This is a genomic window from Sulfurisphaera sp., assembly GCF_059755235.1.
The window spans coordinates 23260-40926 of the sequence record NZ_DBPRYF010000026.1; the positions used below are offsets into that span (position 1 = coordinate 23260).

Annotated in this window: 18 protein-coding genes and 3 tRNA genes; 11 read left to right on the top strand and 10 right to left on the bottom strand. The window is 35.3% G+C overall.

Annotated features, from left to right (window positions below; all coding sequences use genetic code 11):
• Window positions 1-2: 2 nt before the first annotated feature.
• Both AC3OCB_RS03180 and AC3OCB_RS03185 read left to right on the top strand, forming a co-directional pair.
• Complete coding sequence (locus AC3OCB_RS03180) at window positions 3-794, top strand: translation initiation factor IF-2 subunit alpha (RefSeq protein WP_498340752.1); 792 nt, start codon at window positions 3-5, stop codon at window positions 792-794.
• Entirely contained in the window at window positions 791-961 is a 171-nt protein-coding gene (locus tag AC3OCB_RS03185; RefSeq protein ID WP_498340753.1) for an RNA-protein complex protein Nop10, read from the top strand. The genes AC3OCB_RS03180 and AC3OCB_RS03185 overlap by 4 nt, the downstream gene beginning before the upstream one ends.
• On the opposite strand, the gene AC3OCB_RS03190 is transcribed toward AC3OCB_RS03185, so the two are convergent.
• Both AC3OCB_RS03190 and AC3OCB_RS03195 read right to left on the bottom strand, forming a co-directional pair.
• Complete coding sequence (locus AC3OCB_RS03190; RefSeq protein WP_498340754.1) at window positions 958-3264, bottom strand: STT3 domain-containing protein; 2307 nt, start codon at window positions 3262-3264, stop codon at window positions 958-960. The genes AC3OCB_RS03185 and AC3OCB_RS03190 overlap by 4 nt on opposite strands.
• 84 nt (window positions 3265-3348) lie before the next feature.
• Window positions 3349-3422: transfer RNA gene (locus AC3OCB_RS03195), tRNA-Ala, on the bottom strand.
• 174 nt (window positions 3423-3596) lie between these two features.
• On the opposite strand from AC3OCB_RS03195, the gene AC3OCB_RS03200 reads away from it, so the two are divergent.
• A tRNA-Ile gene (locus AC3OCB_RS03200) sits at window positions 3597-3683 on the top strand.
• Between the two features lie 45 nt (window positions 3684-3728).
• Window positions 3729-4742, top strand: a complete 1014-nt coding sequence (locus AC3OCB_RS03205; protein WP_498340755.1) for a hypothetical protein — start codon at window positions 3729-3731, stop codon at window positions 4740-4742.
• On the opposite strand, the gene sucD is transcribed toward AC3OCB_RS03205, so the two are convergent.
• From sucD to AC3OCB_RS03225, 4 genes are read right to left on the bottom strand one after another with little or no spacing between them, the layout of a single operon-like run.
• Window positions 4734-5561, bottom strand: a complete 828-nt coding sequence (gene sucD / locus AC3OCB_RS03210) for a succinate--CoA ligase subunit alpha (protein WP_498340813.1) — start codon at window positions 5559-5561, stop codon at window positions 4734-4736. The two genes, AC3OCB_RS03205 and sucD, sit on opposite strands and share 9 nt — an antisense overlap.
• An 11-nt stretch (window positions 5562-5572) precedes the next feature.
• The gene (locus AC3OCB_RS03215) at window positions 5573-6586 is read right to left on the bottom strand and encodes an ATP-grasp domain-containing protein (RefSeq protein ID WP_498340756.1); all 1014 of its coding nucleotides are present in this window, start codon (window positions 6584-6586) and stop codon (window positions 5573-5575) included.
• Complete coding sequence (locus AC3OCB_RS03220) at window positions 6583-7299, bottom strand: endonuclease III domain-containing protein (RefSeq protein WP_498340757.1); 717 nt, start codon at window positions 7297-7299, stop codon at window positions 6583-6585. Before AC3OCB_RS03220 ends, AC3OCB_RS03215 begins: the two co-directional genes overlap by 4 nt.
• Complete coding sequence (locus AC3OCB_RS03225) at window positions 7299-8258, bottom strand: UDP-N-acetylglucosamine--N-acetylmuramyl-(pentapeptide) pyrophosphoryl-undecaprenol N-acetylglucosamine transferase (RefSeq protein ID WP_498340758.1); 960 nt, start codon at window positions 8256-8258, stop codon at window positions 7299-7301. Before AC3OCB_RS03225 ends, AC3OCB_RS03220 begins: the two co-directional genes overlap by 1 nt.
• 37 nt (window positions 8259-8295) lie before the next feature.
• Between AC3OCB_RS03225 and thrS the strand changes: the two genes are divergently transcribed.
• The 3 genes from thrS to AC3OCB_RS03240 are packed head-to-tail and all read left to right on the top strand — an operon-like array spanning window position 8296 to window position 11117.
• Complete coding sequence (gene thrS, locus AC3OCB_RS03230; RefSeq protein ID WP_498340759.1) at window positions 8296-9918, top strand: threonine--tRNA ligase; 1623 nt, start codon at window positions 8296-8298, stop codon at window positions 9916-9918.
• Window positions 9915-10385 carry a methylated-DNA--[protein]-cysteine S-methyltransferase gene (locus AC3OCB_RS03235; protein ID WP_498340760.1) on the top strand — a complete coding sequence of 157 codons (471 nt, stop codon included), beginning with the start codon at window positions 9915-9917 and terminating at the stop codon, window positions 10383-10385. The genes thrS and AC3OCB_RS03235 overlap by 4 nt, the downstream gene beginning before the upstream one ends.
• Before the next feature lie 42 nt (window positions 10386-10427).
• Window positions 10428-11117 (top strand): nucleotidyltransferase family protein, encoded by a 690-nt coding sequence (locus tag AC3OCB_RS03240; protein ID WP_498340761.1) that lies wholly within the window; start codon window positions 10428-10430, stop codon window positions 11115-11117.
• Here the strand turns inward: AC3OCB_RS03240 and AC3OCB_RS03245 are convergent.
• Entirely contained in the window at window positions 11104-11298 is a 195-nt protein-coding gene (locus AC3OCB_RS03245) for a hypothetical protein (protein ID WP_498340762.1), read from the bottom strand. The genes AC3OCB_RS03240 and AC3OCB_RS03245 overlap by 14 nt on opposite strands.
• A gap of 161 nt (window positions 11299-11459) precedes the next feature.
• Here AC3OCB_RS03245 and AC3OCB_RS03250 point away from each other — a divergent pair.
• The 3 genes from AC3OCB_RS03250 (at window position 11460) to AC3OCB_RS03260 (ending at window position 13653) form a co-directional block, all read left to right on the top strand.
• Window positions 11460-11534, top strand: a tRNA-Thr gene (locus AC3OCB_RS03250).
• Between the two features lie 104 nt (window positions 11535-11638).
• A complete protein-coding gene (locus tag AC3OCB_RS03255) occupies window positions 11639-12286 on the top strand; it encodes a mechanosensitive ion channel domain-containing protein (RefSeq protein WP_498340763.1) in 648 nt (215 codons plus the stop codon).
• Between the two features lie 194 nt (window positions 12287-12480).
• Window positions 12481-13653: an FAD-dependent oxidoreductase gene (locus AC3OCB_RS03260; RefSeq protein ID WP_498340764.1), complete on the top strand. Its 1173-nt coding sequence runs from the start codon at window positions 12481-12483 to the stop codon at window positions 13651-13653.
• Here the strand turns inward: AC3OCB_RS03260 and AC3OCB_RS03265 are convergent, their stop codons facing one another.
• Window positions 13654-14190, bottom strand: a complete 537-nt coding sequence (locus AC3OCB_RS03265; protein WP_498340765.1) for a hypothetical protein — start codon at window positions 14188-14190, stop codon at window positions 13654-13656.
• Complete coding sequence (treH2, locus tag AC3OCB_RS03270; RefSeq protein ID WP_498340766.1) at window positions 14162-15928, bottom strand: alpha,alpha-trehalase TreH2; 1767 nt, start codon at window positions 15926-15928, stop codon at window positions 14162-14164. The genes AC3OCB_RS03265 and treH2 overlap by 29 nt, the downstream gene beginning before the upstream one ends.
• A 50-nt stretch (window positions 15929-15978) precedes the next feature.
• Here treH2 and AC3OCB_RS03275 point away from each other — a divergent pair, with 50 nt between their 5' ends.
• Window positions 15979-17289, top strand: coding sequence for a glycosyltransferase family 4 protein (locus AC3OCB_RS03275; RefSeq protein WP_498340767.1), 1311 nt, complete (start codon window positions 15979-15981; stop codon window positions 17287-17289).
• 27 nt (window positions 17290-17316) lie between these two features.
• On the opposite strand, the gene AC3OCB_RS03280 is transcribed toward AC3OCB_RS03275, so the two are convergent.
• Window positions 17317-17517, bottom strand: a complete 201-nt coding sequence (locus AC3OCB_RS03280; protein WP_498340768.1) for a hypothetical protein — start codon at window positions 17515-17517, stop codon at window positions 17317-17319.
• Window positions 17518-17667: the final 150 nt, after the last annotated feature.

Below are 17667 nucleotides of genomic sequence, written 5' to 3' on the forward strand. Positions count from 1 at the left end.
AAATGATATATAATAAGAATCCAATCCCCTCTGAAGGGGATATTTTAATAGCTACTGTAAAACAAGTTTTTGATTATGGTAGCTATGTTACTCTAGATGAGTATGGCAATTTACAAGCTTTTCTTCCTTGGAGCGAGATAAGTAGTAGATGGGTAAAGAACATAAGAGATGTTATTAAAGAAGGAAGAAAAGTTGTTGTTAAGGTTATTAGAGTTGATAGGAAAAAAGGTACAATAGACGTTTCTCTTAAAAAAGTTACAGAAGATGAGAAAAGAAAGAAGAATGCGCAATGGAAGAAACTACAAAAAGTTGACAAAATCCTAGAGATTGTTTCACAAAAACTAGGAAAATCAGAAAAAGAAGCTTGGGAACAGGTGGCTTGGAAATTAGAGGATAAATACGGAGACGTATACGATTCATTAGTTAAGGCTATAAAAGAAGGGGATTATATTCTTAAAGATGCTGGGATCCCAGATATCTGGATTAAACCATTAATGGACGAGATAGGTAAGCATATAGAGGAAAAAAGAGTTAAAGTTAGTGAAATTATTACATTAAGGTCACCAAGTCCAGATGGAATAGAAAGAATTAGGAAAGTATTAGGATCAGCTGCTGAAATCGCAGAAAACTCTGATGTAGATATAAAGATTTACACTATAGGTGCACCTAGGTATAGAATTGATATAATAGGCACTGATCCAAAACTTCTATCGAAAGTTCTTACAGAAATTCTAGATAACATTAGAGAACTAAGCAAAGAAGAGAATGTCGAATTTGGAGTTGTTAAAAAATGAGATGGAAAATAAGAAAGTGCCCTAAAGATTTTACTTATACTTTAAAAGACATATGTCCTATTTGTGGGTCTCCTACTATAATTCCTCATCCAGCTAGATTTTCTCCCGTGGACAAGTATGTTAAGTATAGAATAGAGCTTAAAAAAGGAATAAAACTTAACTGTTAACTTATTGTAGTTCCATTTACTTGAATTGTTAATGGTAAAATAGCGTTAGGTGCTGTAAACTGATATACTACGACCATTATGTACACAACAGCTTCTCCACCTAATGCTGGGGTTGCTGTAACTGGATACAGTGATATGTATACTGGTCTGAAATAGGGCATTATTACTCTAGGTAAAAATCCATTCTGGTTAATTAGTGTGCTTGTGCTAGATAATTGACTTAATGGAATTGAAAATGGTGCTTGTACAGGTCCTTGATTTAGTGACTGTAGTCCTTCAATAAACATATTCACTATTAATGAATTGTAAGCTTTAGGAGTCCACGCCATAGGTAATGAATTACCTATAATGGAAGCTAATTGTGTTTGTCCAGATTCAGCTAATGTGGTAGCAGTTTCATTAATATAAGTGAAGTTTACGTAACTATACATGTTATAGCCAGCTATTGTAGTCATTGCTCCCATTGCTTTTGCAATATCACCGAGGCTAGTAGTATAACCAATAAACGTACCAGGGAAGTTTGTCGGATAACCTATAAACCATACGCTTGCTTGTTGACCATTAGCAGTTGAAACATACTGAGTAACTGCATCATATGCCACTATATACGTTGGTATGTTGTAGTTAGGGCTACCATATGGATAAATATGGAAGTAGTTTTCTAATACATTAGCGGCGAAAGTATCGTTATTAAGGAACATCTCTGCCATTAGTTTTATCTGTGTACCATTAAGTGTGTTATTTTCATCTATTACTGTTCTGTTTCCCGCTACTTCAATCCAATATCCATAGTCCCACCAGCTCAAGATGAATGCGTTCTTAGGTGTGTTATGATTTATCCAGCTTAAGGCAGAAATCCAAGCATAGTTCGTAGTTAGGAAAGATGTCCCCGCATTATATATTGCTGTGGGTTCGTAACTTATCTCCATTGCAATCCCAGCATCAGCCAATAGTGAGACACCAACAATTGCAAGCATAATTACTGATGCCATCCTTACACTCCTTGTAGTAAACGTCTTGCTTTCTCTAAGTCTGTTTATTATTTCTGCAATCCCAAGTCCTGCTAACGCTGCGATTATGTATATTGTATAGTTAAATAAATATGGCTGTTCAGACGTTCCATAAATACTTGCAACACCAAGCACCAATAACCAAAGTCCAGGGAGCTCTGCCCTTTTTGTAATTACGAAATACATTCCTATTATTGATAAGAATAATGAAATTCCGAAATCTTGTATCATTGCAGTAACTGGTTGCGGGATATACTCTGCTACTGTTCTATCTATAGATACTGAAAACTGGTAGAAAGGATTAACTATAGCATAGTATCTAGAGGGAATAGGGGATTTACCTAGAGCTGCTAAGCCTAATATTGCTATTGAGATTATAAAAACAATAGCTCCCCCTATAAGTATATTTCTTGAATCGGTAATTTCTTTTGGAATTATTTTTCTTATGTATAATTCAGCATAGAGGAATAATGGAATTACAAGCAATGAAAGTCCATGTGCTAATCCAGACATAAATCCTATGCCGTTAGGTGATAATGAAGTAAGGAAGGAAGCAGTTACTGCTAATAGTGTAAGTGTTTTTGCTGTCACTTCATCATTTTTGTTTAACAGAACTAACAAGAAAGCTGCTATTGCTAAGCTTAGGTCAATGTAAGTATAGCCTCCCCAGATTATGTTGGCTAAAAATACCATAATACCAGCAGGTATTCCATATATAGGGTTCTTCTTCTTTATTGCTAGAGCTAAAAAGTATATAGAGAATAATACAAGTGCGCCTCCCCAAGAGGTCTTTGGTAAACCTCCTAAAAGATTCTTATAAGTAAGTGAAGGAGAGACTGCTACTACAGCAGCGGCTATGTAACCTCCAATTCTGCTTTCAGTTATCGTGTCTATAGCTAAAAAAGCAGCAACTACGCCCAAGCCATCTAACATTATATCAGAAAGCACTGCAACAGTATATACTGCGTTATCCCCAAACTGTGAATAGAATGGCATTGAAAATAGAGCTACTAACCAAGGTAATCCTATTGTATTTTGAAGTTCTATAAAATACCCCCAAGGGAACCATCCATGTACGTCTGGTGGAACTGCGTACCAATTACCACCTGATTGAGCTATTAATACAGCGTTATAGAAAAGATACCAAGGGTCAAACTCATTTACACTCTGAGGGAATGCCATTACGTTGACTATTCTTATAAGGATCGATATTATTACTAGTGCACCAACTACAGCGGTATCAAGGAGCTTGAATTTGTCAAACTTAGGAAGAACTTTTGAACTAGACTCCATCGAAATACCTTACTAAATAAGTTATATAAGCTTAATCCAGAAACAAGCAAATCTTCCTAGAGTGAAGATTAGAGAACAAAAACATGGACCGGCCGGGATTTGAACCCGGGACCTCTCGGTTGCAAGCCGAGCACTCTTCCAGGCTGAGCTACCGGCCCTTATTTAATAGAAATGGGGATTTTGATTTAAAGTTTTTGTTTATCATGGAAAATCAAAACAAGAAGTTAATCAGATATTACAGAATAGCATCATCAATTCAATCCGCCCATCGCTCATCATTTATTTCTAATTTAACAAAAAGTCTTAAAAAGGTTAGTTATAATGATAATAATGGGCCCGTAGCTTAGCCTGGTAGAGCGCCCGGCTGATAGCCCCGGTCAGATACCGGGAGGCCGTGGGTTCAAGTCCCACCGGGCCCATTATTATGGGAGATTTTATATAACCTGCTATTCTACTACTAATCAATGACTGCCTCGGTAATACTTTTTGCATTTCTCTTACCTGGAATGATCTTCTCTTATACGTTATCATCGTCAAGCTATTATATTAACCAAGGTCAATATCTTTCATATACTTATAATTTTAACATGACATGGGACTACTCTCATTTTAATATGAGTGTTATAAGTAATGTGACTTCTGTAACCCCTCCCCTTAAGCCCTATCATAATGTTTCAACTTATAACACTACGGCGTTAACTTTTTACGATATTTATTATAACCAATATTATCTTCCTATCATATCTCTCTTCACCAACTTTAGTATGATAAATTATGGAATAAATAACGGAAGTATAACTATTCCAGCTATAAAGTTCTTTAACTCTGGAGGTAGCTATATGATTGTTTCGGCTCAATATGGATTTCCAATAAGTGTATATAATGCGACTACAGAAAATGGTATAAAATTTAATTTTAGCGTGAAGCTTAATTTTGTAAAGCCTTTGCCAACTATGATCAAGTCTTACAATTTATATAAAGTAGTGATGACTGACGTGGTTGGAAAAAGTAAATCAGTAAATTCGTTATATATAGTGTCTCCTTCTGCTGATATATCTTCTTCTAACACGGTTATAGGGAACCAAACTCTTGGTGCCTTAAACATTCTTTCTAAAGGTTATGCTACCGTGATCTTACCAATTTCTAATTTTCCATTTACGCAACCAGAAGGAACTATTTATGTTAACGGCAAACCATATTCTATGATAGTTCAGTTGTCATCAATTTATAACGAATTCTATTATTCTACCGAATACGCTTCAACAGATCTTCCGTTTATGGGCGCAATGATAGGACATTATTACGTGATATTCTTCCCTCAAGGGGGGAACATCTCGATAGTCTTTAGCCAAGGGCAAATAATAAACATTAATGTACAGTCTTCTGCTGACAATTTAATGAACTATGCAATATATGGTAGTTTAGCTATAGTAGCAATTTTGGCAGTTATAGTTTTTGTGTGGAAAAAATTAAAGTAAATTAGGTATTTCATAAGGTGTAGTTGCTACTGGAATGCCTGATTCTTTAAGTGCCCTTATTTTGCTTTCAAATGTTCCCATACCCATGTATACAACAGCACCTGCATGTCCCATTCTCTTCTCTTTTGGTGCAGTCATTCCTGCAATATACCCCACAATCTTTTTCTTTATCTTCCCTTCTGCTTTTAGTCTTGCAACTCTCTCTTCCATTGTACCTCCTATTTCGCCAATAATTACTATGCTTTCAGTCTCTGGATCTTCATCAAACATCTTTACAACGTCTACCATATCTGTCCCCACTATGGGGTCTCCACCTATACCTATAACAGTTGATTGACCAAACTTCTCTTTTACCATTTCAGCTACTTCATAAGTTAAAGTCCCAGATCTAGACACTATTCCAACTTTACCTTTTCTAAAAGCTCTTGGAGGGAAGATCCCGACCAAAGACTCCTCTGGTACAATTACTCCAGGGCAATTAGGTCCAATAATTCTACTTCCTTTTGCTTTTGCGTATTTAACGACTTTAGCCATGTCTAATACTGGAATATGCTCAGTTATTACAACTATCAACTTAATTCCTCCATCAATTGCTTCGTAAATCGCATCTGGAGCGAATTTGGCTGGCACAAATATTATGCTCGCATCAATCTCATGCTCCTTTACCGCATCTTCTACTGTATCGTAAACTGGAACATCATGAACAGTGGTTCCACCTTTTCCAGGGGAAACGCCTGCAACAATTTTAGTTCCGTAGTTTAACATTGCTTTTGTGTGAAATGACCCTTCCTTCCCAGTTATCCCTTGTACTAAAACCATACTATTTTTATTCACGAACGTAATGCATCACCTATGCAAGTTAATGCGTCCGTGTAATAAGGTATCTTATTTTCTTCAAGTATTTTTCTTCCTTCTTCTTCATTTGTACCAACCAGTCTTACGAAAATAGGTTTCTTTACAACCTTATAAGCTTCAACTATTCCTAAAGCCACTTCATCACACCTAGTAATTCCCCCGTAGATGTTCATCACGATTTTCTTTACCTTTGGGTTATTCCCAATTTTAAGTATAGCTTGCTTTACTTTTTCTCTGTCAGCTCCTCCACCAACATCATAAAAATCTGCAGGATTTCCGTTCATTAATTTTACTATATCCATCGTAGCCATTGTAAGACCTGCACCATTCCCAATTATTCCTATATCTCCATCTAGTTCAACATAAGCCTCCTTAGAAGGTACTCTTCCGAATTTCTCTATTAAATCTTGATGTCTAAATAATGCGTTATCCTCTAAAATTACCTTAGAGTCAAGTGCAAAAATTCTTCCATCAACTGTTATGGCTAAAGGATTAATTTCAGCCAATTCGGCGTCATAATCTACAACTAGCTTGTATAACCCCTTGACAATTGGTTCTAATCCTTTTACATTTAGATATTTCTCTATCTTAATAACGTCGTAGCTTCTCACTCCCCTTTCTAGTGGGATATGAAATATTTTTACGTTCTTACTACTCTCAATATCTATTCCGCCTTCTGGTGATGCAACTATGATAGGTTCTGCTGTATCTCTATCCATCAATGCTGACAGATAAACTTCCTTTTCGTGAGGTATGAACTCTTCAACAAGAAACTTACTTACACCCAGTTTTGAGAGCTCCAATATTGCTCCTTCAACATCTTCCGTTACTTTCACAAGACCTCTTTTCCCTCTTCCACCTTCAAGCAACTGTGATTTCACTACTGCCTTTCCTTCCCATTTTATCGGTTTATCTGTTACCACTCCTTTGGGAACCGCGATTCCAACTTGTTTAAAAAGTTCCTTTCCTTCATACTCGTAGAGTTTCAACTTTTCATCACTTGTTTATAATATGCACACAAATCTTTAAATATACAACTATCACATTTAGGTTTACTAAAGCAATAAGTTTTACCAATAGTAACTATTCCTGCGTGGAAAAGTTTTAGTTTATAAATGTCTTTTCCTATATATTCTTCTACTAACTCTTTCGCTTCTTTTTTAGATATTTCTTCTCCTAGAATTCTGCTTAGAATCCTAGAAGAATAGGACGATCTAGGAAACACTGGTAAATTAGCAACAAAGAGCTGTAAAGCTTCAGCTGTCTCATCTCCTATCCCCTCCACTTCCTTCAACATCTTTTCGTTTTTAACTAAGTTTAATAGACCTACTTCCTTCACTTTTTCAGCTAATTTTTTTAATCTCTTAGCTTTAGTCTTATAAAAATTAATACCTTTTATAAGATCCTCTATTTCACTTTCAGAAAGATCAGCTAGTTTTTGAAGGTCGTTCAGTCCTTTTTCTCTTAATTTTACAATGATTTTTTTCACAATCTCCCATTTTGTCATTTGAACTAAAATTGAAGAAATTAAAATCTCATCAGCAGTCTTTAAATTGTCCCACCATTCAAAGGAATTTACATCAGTAACTATCCATCCAGCTTTCTCTAATATTTCTTTATTTTTCTCAAATCTGTTCAACATCTCTGAAAATAGATCAGTACGCAGTGATGTCTTCACCATATCTGAGTGCGCTCGTTTCATCACAGTTCATTTAAAATTATATCTACAAGCTTTTTAGTTCCTATCTCAAACGACTTAGGTTCACTAACTTTTTCTATTGCTTGTAACATTGTTTCTTCACTTCCCCACGTAGAAGGATCATCTAAAAATGTTGCACCTAATACTTTCGCATATAGTTTGCTATCTTCCTTAGTAGCTGCATAAACCCAGTCTTTGTTATAAACAATGATTGTGGGTTTCCTATACATTACTACAGACTCCATTGCAGTTTTTCCTTGATGAGTAATGACAACTTTAGCTTTTGATATCCATCTTTCCAAGTCTGAATCAAAGGAGAAGAATTTCCAATTAGGTTTTTCCTTTTGATATTGATTATAATCCACTTTCCCCGTTTGTATAACTACCTTGTCTAAATTGGTTTTGACTAAAATATCAAAGAGTCTTTTAAAACCTTGAGTTCCGGTTGTAACTAGGATATAATCTCCGTCCTCTCTTTGATACCTAGGCCTTTCAACTATAGGCCCCGTTACCATCCCTTTTTTTGGGTAGAGCTTTTTCTGTTCCCCCCAATGCAAGAAAACTCCTTTACTGAAATAGGAGATTATTTGAATAGCCTTTCCTCTTGTTATTAGCCTATCTTGACTTTCTATTCCAAATACTTTAGCACCTTTTAAGAATTGTATAAAAGAGGGGAAAAGAGAATGATTTGAACCAGTTGCTATAACAACTTTGTATTTACTTATTTTCCCAGATTCTATAAGAATTCTAAAAATATTCTCTGCTATTTTTATGTTACTCTCATTTGGTTCTTTTCCCTTCTTCACATAATATATCTTTCTTGCTAGGTCTTTTATCATCTCTTCACTATTTTTATCTCCTTCTGGGATAACAAAGTCTGGTTTAAATGGCAAGTATTGGGCAATAGCTCTTCCAAAACCAGTATGCCCTCCACCGCTTGCAATTATAAGTAAGTCAGACACTAAACTATTTTATTCCCCTAAAATAAAAATGCCTATCATGGAAGAGTACAAAAACGTCTGGCTGAAAGCTGGGATCATCTACGCGCTTAATTTAGCTTCTAACAGTTTAAAGCCTGTAGAAGTTGGAATAGGTGAAAGAGATTTTTATGTCGATATTCAAAGTGACACTACACTAACATTAGAAGAAGCAAAAAAATTTGCGACCTACAATCATTATGAGTATAAACTCCAAGATGGCTACCTTGAATTTCAAGGGAATAAAATAAGGGTTTTAGGAGAGCCATCAAACGTTGAACCAAAATATTTTGAAATACTCAACATTTCTGTTCACCATCCAGTGCCTAATGTCCAGTATGTAAGAATTAGAGGAGTAGGTTTTGAGACTAAAGAGCAGTTAGATAATTACCTTAAATGGTTAGAAGAAGTTTCTGAATATGACCACAGAATTTTAGGTGAAAAGCTAGATCTTTTTAGCTTCCCAGATGAAACCGCTCCCGGTTTAGTCCTATTTCATGCCAAGGGTCAAATAATAAGGAAAGAGCTCGTTAATTACATGGAGGAAATAAATGAAAGCATGGGATACCAAGAGGTTTATACAGCTGAGATTTATAGATCTTTGCTGTGGAAGATTAGTGGTCATTACGACTATTACAAGGATAAAATGGTTCTCTTTAATATGGAGGGAGAAGAATTAGGATTAAAACCGATGAATTGCCCAGCACATATTTTGATATTCAAAAGTAAAAGCAGAAGTTATAAAGATTTACCAATAAGGTTTTCGGAGTTCGGTTTAGTATTTAGATGGGAAAAAAGAGGGGAGCTTTACGGTTTACTTAGAGTTAGAGGATTTGTTCAAGATGATGGACACATTTTCCTAACAGAAGACCAAATAAAAGATGAAGTAAAAACACTAGTTAAGAAAACTCTGGACGTATTAGCTACTTTTGGTTTTAAGGGAGATGACGTAAGAATAAATCTGAGCACTAGACCGGATGAAAGTATAGGTACAGATGAGCAGTGGAATAAGGCTACTAACGCATTAACTGAAGCTTTAGACTCCCTAGGAATGAAGTATGAGGTAAAGCCTAAAGAAGGAGCATTCTATGGTCCTAAGATAGACTTTGACATTAGGGATAGTTTAAACAGATGGTGGCAGTTGTCTACAATTCAAGTAGACTTCAATTTGCCAGAGAGATTCAAATTAGAGTATATTGATAAAGACGGAAATAGAAGAAGGCCAGTAATGATTCATAGAGCTATCTATGGTTCGATAGAGAGGTTTATGGCTATCATCTTAGAGCACTTTAAGGGTAAACTACCTACATGGATATCTCCTACTCAAGTTAGAGTATTACCAATAAGCAAAGATGTCGAAGATTATGCTCAAGACTTAATAAGTAAACTAAGGAGTTACAAAGTTAGAGCTGACATTGATATTTCTGATGAAACCTTGTCAAAGAGGATAAAGAAAGGTTATGATGAAGGGATCCCATATATGATAATAATAGGGAAAAGAGAAAAAGAAGAGGGCAAAATAACTGTTAGAGGAAGGAATAACGTTGAAGTTAGAGGGATAAAGTTTGATGACTTCATGAAGAATTTGCTAGACGAGATTAGAAATAGAGATTTGAACCAGAGTGCAATAAGTAAGTTAAAATGATAGTTTATGGTCTTTACCAAAGTCCTTTTGGTCCTATAACTGTGGCTAAAAGTGAGAAAGGATTTCTAATGTTGGATTTTTGTGACTGTGCAGAGAGAACTTCTCTTGATAATGATTATTTTACTGATTTCTTCCACAAACTTGATCTCTATTTTGAGGGCAAACCAGTGGATTTAGTAGAGCCAATAGACTTTGGTCTTACTAAAGAGTTTAGGGTTAGAGTTTTCAAGGAAGTAATGAAAATCAAATGGGGACAAGTAAAGACATATAAGGAAGTAGCCGAAGCTGTAAAATCTTCTCCAAGAGCTGTAGGTATTGCGTTATCAAAGAATAATGTACTTTTGATTATTCCGTGTCATAGGGTTATTGGAGAAAACAATCTAGGAGGATATTCTAGAGGAATAGAATTAAAGAAAAAGCTACTTCAATTAGAAGGTATAAATTTAGAAGAAATCTTTAGTTCTTAAACTTTGAAAAAGTTTTTATTCTATAGTTATTGCATTTATTTAATGAAGGCTGTTATTTTAGCGGGTGGGTACGGGAAGCGATTAAGACCTTTGACAGACGATAAGCCAAAACCTCTCGTTGAAATATCGGGAAAACCCATATTAGAGTGGCAAATTTTATGGCTAAAGAGCTTTGGAATTAGCTCGTTTTTTATTCTTGCCGGGTACAAAAAAGATGTTCTAGTCGATTGGATATCTAAAAAACAAGAAAAATTAGGTGTAAGTATAGCAATTTTAACAGAGGAAGAGCCATTAGGGACTGGGGGTGCGATAAAGAGGCTTAATGATTTTATTCATAATGAAGAATTTGTTGTGACTAATGGTGATATACTTACTAATCTAGATATAACAAAAATGAAACTTGATGAATGTCTAGCCGGTATAGCTCTTGTTCCTCTAAGAAGTCCCTATGGTGTTGTTCAAATAGACGGCAATGGAAAGATCATTCATTTTGTTGAAAAACCTGTTCTCAAGGAATACTGGATTAATGCTGGTGTTTATAAGATGAAGTCTGAGATTTTTGAATACTTGCCAGAGAAGGGAGATATCGAAAAAACTACTTTTCCTCTTTTAGCAGAAAAAAGCTTATTAAAAGGTGTGACTTTTGAGAACGTATATTGGAGATCGATTGACACAATAAAAGACTATGAGGAAGCCTCAGTTGAGATACCAGAAGTTTTTAAGGGATTATAACATCTATTTGATCCTCATCTTCTTTTATCCACTTTTTGAGAGTTTCTTTAATCCCTAAATCTCTTAGATCTTTATAGAATTTCTTCCTCAATTCATGAATAGTTTCTTGGCAGTCTACTGGAACGTTTTCCTCTATTAATTCCCAGATAAGATTGACAAGTTCTAATTCTTGCTGTGTCATGTGAAGTACGATAATTTAAATATGAGAGAGAAGAGCGAAAGAATTTATTCAGAAAGCACTTTCGCCATCTAGAGAGAACAAAGGTTACATCTCAATAGGTGCTATATGATGTGAAACTGTAACGCAAAAAACTTAAATGCTGTTATGCTAATCATTTTAGTGCCGCGGTAGCTCAGCCTGGCTAGAGCGTTGCCCTGGTAAGGCAAAGGTCCCGGGTTCAAATCCCGGCCGCGGCTTCTTCTTCTATTCAATGTTATTCGAAAAAGAGAGTGTCTCTTCTTGCTGTCATCATTCATAGTAAATTTTATATTCAATGTGTTAATAAATGTTTTGAAAGAAAATGAGTTCTCAAGCAAGTGAAAAGCCTGGGGCACCAGCTACAGCAAAAAATGTAGGAAGTGCAACAGCAAAAGTTGTAGTATACATTATAATATACGTCATAGTCAGTGCAATAGTTAAGTATATTTTCGAAGGCCTACTGCCTACTTTTCACATAAATGTAGTAAGCTACGAATCATATGTGCAGATATTGCTAGCGTTTGCTTTTGGATATCTGATTGTATCTGGAATAGCAATGATCTTCTACTATTCATTACTTCCTAAATATGGACATCCTGCTGCCGCAGCAGTAAGAAACATAGTAAGAATAATAGGTATAGGTGCATTAGCAGCTTCAATAGCTGGTGGTGTTGCTGGTGGCGCAGCAGGCGTAGCGTTAGGTGGCTTCTTAGGAATAGTAATAGGTTTTGCCTCACAGCAAGTACTTGGACAAGCAGTTGCGGGCCTCTTCTTATTAATTGCAAGACCATTTAAGATTCACGATAGTGTCAACATTACTGGAGAAGACGGAATAGTTGAGGACGTTGCAACCCTATTTACAGTCGTGATAAAATCAGATGGTACCAAAGTACTAATTCCTAATAACGCAATAATAGGTAACAAGATTTACTTAAAGCCAGTACAACAGCAGCAACAACAGAAAAGTTAAAGAGAGAAACTAGATAAAATAACGCATAATTTTTCAGAATGGCTAACCCAAATTTATTTTTATTTTTTCTGTTTTTTTATAATGCTAAATGAATATTTAACTCAACCTTACTTATCTATTTTTACTAATTTAAACCTTTTGCCCGTATAGAGATACACAAAGTTTCATTAAACTTTGTTAAATTAAATTTACTCATGAAACATGTTGTAATAGTAGGTGGCGGAATAGGAGGAATGGGTGTAGCCACGACACTGGCACAGAAGTTAAAAGACGTAAAAATAACTATAATTAATAAAGAAGACTTCTATTTTGCTGGCCCAAGCAGACCTTTATTACTAACCAATGAACAGAATTATAAGAGGATTATAAGAGGCTATGAAGAAGTAGCGAAGGCAGGAATAAATGTAACTATAGGAAACGTATATAAAATAGATCCGGCTAATAGAAAAGTCTATATCTCAGATACAACATTTAATTCACCAAAAGAGTTAAACTATGACTATCTAGTCCTTTCTCCAGGGATAGTTTTTGATGGAAGTAAAATTAATGGATACGACAAATACTGGGGCAATAACTCTACAGTTTATGACCCTGGGAGAGTAAGTGTATTAAAGCAAAGACTATGGACAGCTGAAAGCGGAACAGTAGTCGTTTACGCGCCAAAGGCTCCTTATAGATGTGCACCTGCACCGACAGAAACAACTTTACTAGCACATACAGTATTGTCTTACAGAGGAGTTAGAAATAAGTTCAAGATTATACACATTGACGCAAATGATAAAACACAACCACCAATGATAGCTGATGTAGTAAAACAGATATATGAAAAAGCTGAAATTCAACTAGTAACTAACCAAGAAATAGCTGAGGTCTCCGATAAATATGTAGTCACTAGTTCTGGTGAGAAATATGAATATACAATTTTAGCAATGTTAGAACCTAACAGAGTACCTAAGTTCATTGAAGAAGCTGGCTTAGGAGCACCATTTGCAGACGTGAGAAGTCCTCAAGATTTAAGGACTCCTAAGTATGACGATATACTAGTGGTTGGAGATGCAGCTAAGTTACCATTCCCGAAGAACCAAGAAATAGCGTTTGAAAGTTCTCAGTTTGCCGCAAACAAAATCTTAGAAATGGAGGGAATTAGTGAGAAAGTTCCAGTACAATATGCATTTGTTGGTTGGGCATATGTTGGCAATTTAGAAGGTAAATTAGAGTCATATAGTTTGCAATTCCAGTTAGATTTAACAAAGCAACCACCAGCTGCAGCTAAAGACCCAGTAATGAAGAGAGAATATACTTTACAAAAAGATAATTGGGAGCAAGCATATTTAAACAGACTGTTTAACTACAAATACGTAGAGTAACTATTTAGCTACTTCAAACAAATACTTTTTTGTATATGTTCTTAATTCAGTGAGGGTTAGCTGTTCTACCTTCTCTTTTACCTTTTTAATTTCGTCTTTCTCCTTCTGGTTTAACATAGAAAACAAATTCTTGCTTTCTTCTTCACCAAGACTTGTTAATTTTATTTCCCCCCTTCTTTCAATTTGTAAGAACCCTTTTTCAACAAGCAATGAAAGTCTTCCAACAATTCTATAACTATATATAAAGTAAAGCTTTCCCCATCTAAACGTAAAAAGAGGATCTTGTATCTTGTATTTTTTGCTAAGGTAATCGTATACGAAAAATGATGAAGCTAGTAATTTATACTTTTTAGTCTTTTTACTCATTGACAGTAATATTAGTTGATCTAACGTGAAATCGTACTTTACCTCTTCTTCTTTTATGAATTTTTCACCCGTTGACGAAATATATTTAAGTAACTGATAAGCACCTTCGCAAGATCCATAACGTTCAATTTCTTCTATAGCTTCATTTACTAACTGCAGTATTCTTTTCATTTAATCTTTCTTCTAGCTCAATAATACTTAAAACTATACCTGCATGAGGAAAAGATTGGGGAAAGTTTCCTCTAGCTTCGCAAGTGTTTTGATCTATATGTTCTCCCAGAAGCTTTAATGAGTTAGCACAAGAATCTAATCTTTTAAGCAACGAAATAGCTCTATCGTAATCACCTAACCTTATATAAACTCTTGCCATCCAAGCTGTAACTAAACTAAATGGATGTACAGTTCTCCCTAAGAAGTCTTTTTTATATCGTAGATAAAGTCCATCACCCACTTTTAGTTCATGTTTTATCCTATTTAGAGTATTTAGGAATATCTTGTCATTAGGATTTACGAAGTCGTAAAGCGGTAAAGTCAATAGTGCAGCATCTATTTCCTCTCCCCCATAATATCTTACGAAAGCATTATCTATAACTCCGTTTTTCATTACATCCTCTTTTATTTTATTTGCTTCACTTCTCCATTCCTCTACATCTTTCTTATATCCTAAGGCTTCTGCTAATTTCGATGCTCTGTCTAGCGCTACCCATAACATAACTTTTGTATGAGTGTAATGTCTAATTACTCCTCTTTCTTCCCATATATCTGCACTCTTATCTTTCCAAGCTGATTTAACCCAACTTGCAATCGTTTCAATAACCCAATAGTTTCTATCTATATATTCATCATCCCGAGTTTCTTTATAATATTGATAGAGTGCCTGCATAAAAGCTCCTTCTATATCCATCTGAATTTGTAAATATGCTGCGTTCCCTACTCTAACTGGTTTAGAGTTTTTATAGCCAGATAACCAGTCTAAGTTCTCTTCAGCTGGTGGAGGAGTTCCATCAATTGTGTAAAATGGGTGGTCAAAACTTTTTGATGTGGGCTCTACAACGCTTATCATAAAATCTAGTGAACGTCTTGCCATAACTATAAGACCTGCCCTTATAAGTGCTTCAGTTGCATAAGATGCATCTCTAATCCACACATATCTATAATCCCAATTTCTTTGCGAGCCAACTATTTCTGGCAATGATGTTGTAGGAGAAGCAATCATTCCGCCTGACGGTCTATATAAAAGTCCTAGAAGCACTGAAAGAGAACGATAATAAAGATCTTTTAATTGTGTAAATTTTGTTTCTTTAGCTTTGCTTAGCTCTCTCTCATTATAGCTCAATAGTTCTAGAAAAGCTTCGTATGGCCTAGGGTATACAGAACCTTTTTGAGTAAATAAACCGTATCTTAAGTCCTTTGAATAAAGCAAAAAAAGGTTACCTTTACCCGGTTTTATGACAAATTTGTAAGGACTAATTATCTCGTGATCCCCGTAAATTAATAATTCAATTCCTTCTTTAGAAAGTGGATTTTTAAATATTATACCATCTTTTTGCATCTCTGTCCCTGCATTAATTAAACCGTAGTTAAACACTGGGTTTACGTTAACTTCAAGAGGGAGTTCGGTATCGTAAAGCCTTATTATTCCGGGTAACGATAAAGGGAGAAAATCTATCACAGTAGCTGTTGAACAACCTTTTTTAAATGTCGTCTTTAAGATTAATGAGTAACCAATATACTCCTCTCGAATTTTCTCGTACTCGACAGGCTTAACTGAAAAATATCCACCTTTATCATAATCTAAAAGCCTTGTAAAGACAGATTGGGAATCAAACCTAGGTACTGGAAACCAATCGACGCTTCCTTGACTTTCTAAAGCCGAAGTAAGCCCGTTAGATAGGAAAGCATAATTCACGGACAATAGTAGGATAAAAACTTTATAAATTTACAATCGCTTTTTTTCATATGTTTTCTGTCGCTATAAATACTCAAACACCTCCTATCAGATTTAGGTACACTTACAGAGATTTAGTCGAGAAGTATGGTTACCTATCATTACCTATAGATGTTTCTACACTAGACCCTTCAGACTACTATGTTTCTGTTGGTGGAGTATCTAAGATGATGCTTGCAATAAGCAAGAATTTTAGTAAGGTTAGATGGGTCTCTCTCGGCCCAGGTTATCCACCGGAAGTTAAACTTAACGACTTAGATGTTTACTTTGTCGACTTAGATCCTAAAAACCTTCAAGGATATACAAAGTTTAAAGAAGGGATTTACAACGAAGCTCACAACTTATCTAAATATGATATACAACCTGAGGACTACATACCATATGCAACTTACAATTGGTTATCTGCCCAAAAACTTCTAGAGTTTTATAAAGACACAGACGTTTATTTCATTAATGATTTTCAGCAACTCTTAATTGGTGGTATAATAGGGCCATCCGCTCCAGCAGTATTATGGTATCATATACCCTTTGTCCCAGAATACCTTTCAACCAAAGTAAGGGAGTTCTTAATAAGGTCATTTGAAGGTTTTGATGCCGTAATTTTAAGTACTAAAAGGGACTTAGAGGGAATGTTAAGGGTTGGTGCAAAAGGGAAAGTAAAGCAAATTTACCCCTTCATAAATCCTTCAGAATATAAAAGGGCGTCTACTCAAGAAGTTCACAAAATTAAAGAAAAATATGGTATAAAAGATGAGAAAATTATTACTGTAGTAGCTAGAATGGATCCAATGAAAAGCCAAGATATCGCTATACAGGCTATGAAATATGTGGACAACGCGAAACTACTCTTAGTAGGCAATGGTAGTTTTACTAGTGGGGCATTAGGTACTGGAAAGGCTAATGTATGGGCAAGAAAACTACAGTCTTTAGCTAGTGAAATTGGAGTAAAAGATAAGGTTATTTTTACCGGGTATGTGCCAGATGAAGATTTGTATAAGGTCTATGAGGCATCAGATATAGTGGTTTTGCCATCTAAAATCGAAGGTTTCGGACTCGCTGTATGTGAAGGTTGGGTCTATGGAAAACCAGCTATTGTAAGCAGTGGTGCTGGGGTAAGTGAGTTAGTTATAGATAGAGGTAACGGATATGTGTTTAAGCAAGGAGATCCAAAAGATTTAGCAGAAAAAATAAATATTGTCTTGAAAGATCCGGAAAAATATTCCTTGGGAAAAGACACATTTAAGAAATGCTCAGTTGACGCTAGCTACAGTCAATTGAAAGAAGTCTTTGAAGATGTAATGAAAGATTATGGAAAAATTTAGCTTTGGCTCATTGGGGATTTAGGCTTTTTATTTTTCTTCAGTGGGCTTTATTGTTATAGTCCCCGTTTCTTCGTCATAGTGTAGATAGTATTTAGTACCGTGTTTTTCTACCATAGACTTCGGTATGTACAAATTAAGTGGCAGTGTAAAGTACTCGTATTCGTAAGTCTTTCCCCTCACCGTTTTCTTCCCTACCAGTCTTTTTGCTTCTACTACTCTCTCTTTCATAAGATAAAATATTAAATCGGTGCTTTTAAACCTTATTCCAAATTTTCCTAACATTTTGATATGTGTGTTAAAAGTTGAATAATATTGAGGGTCTTTTCTCACTATCTTTATATGTATAACATTATTAGTTCTCCGATTTATATATCTACG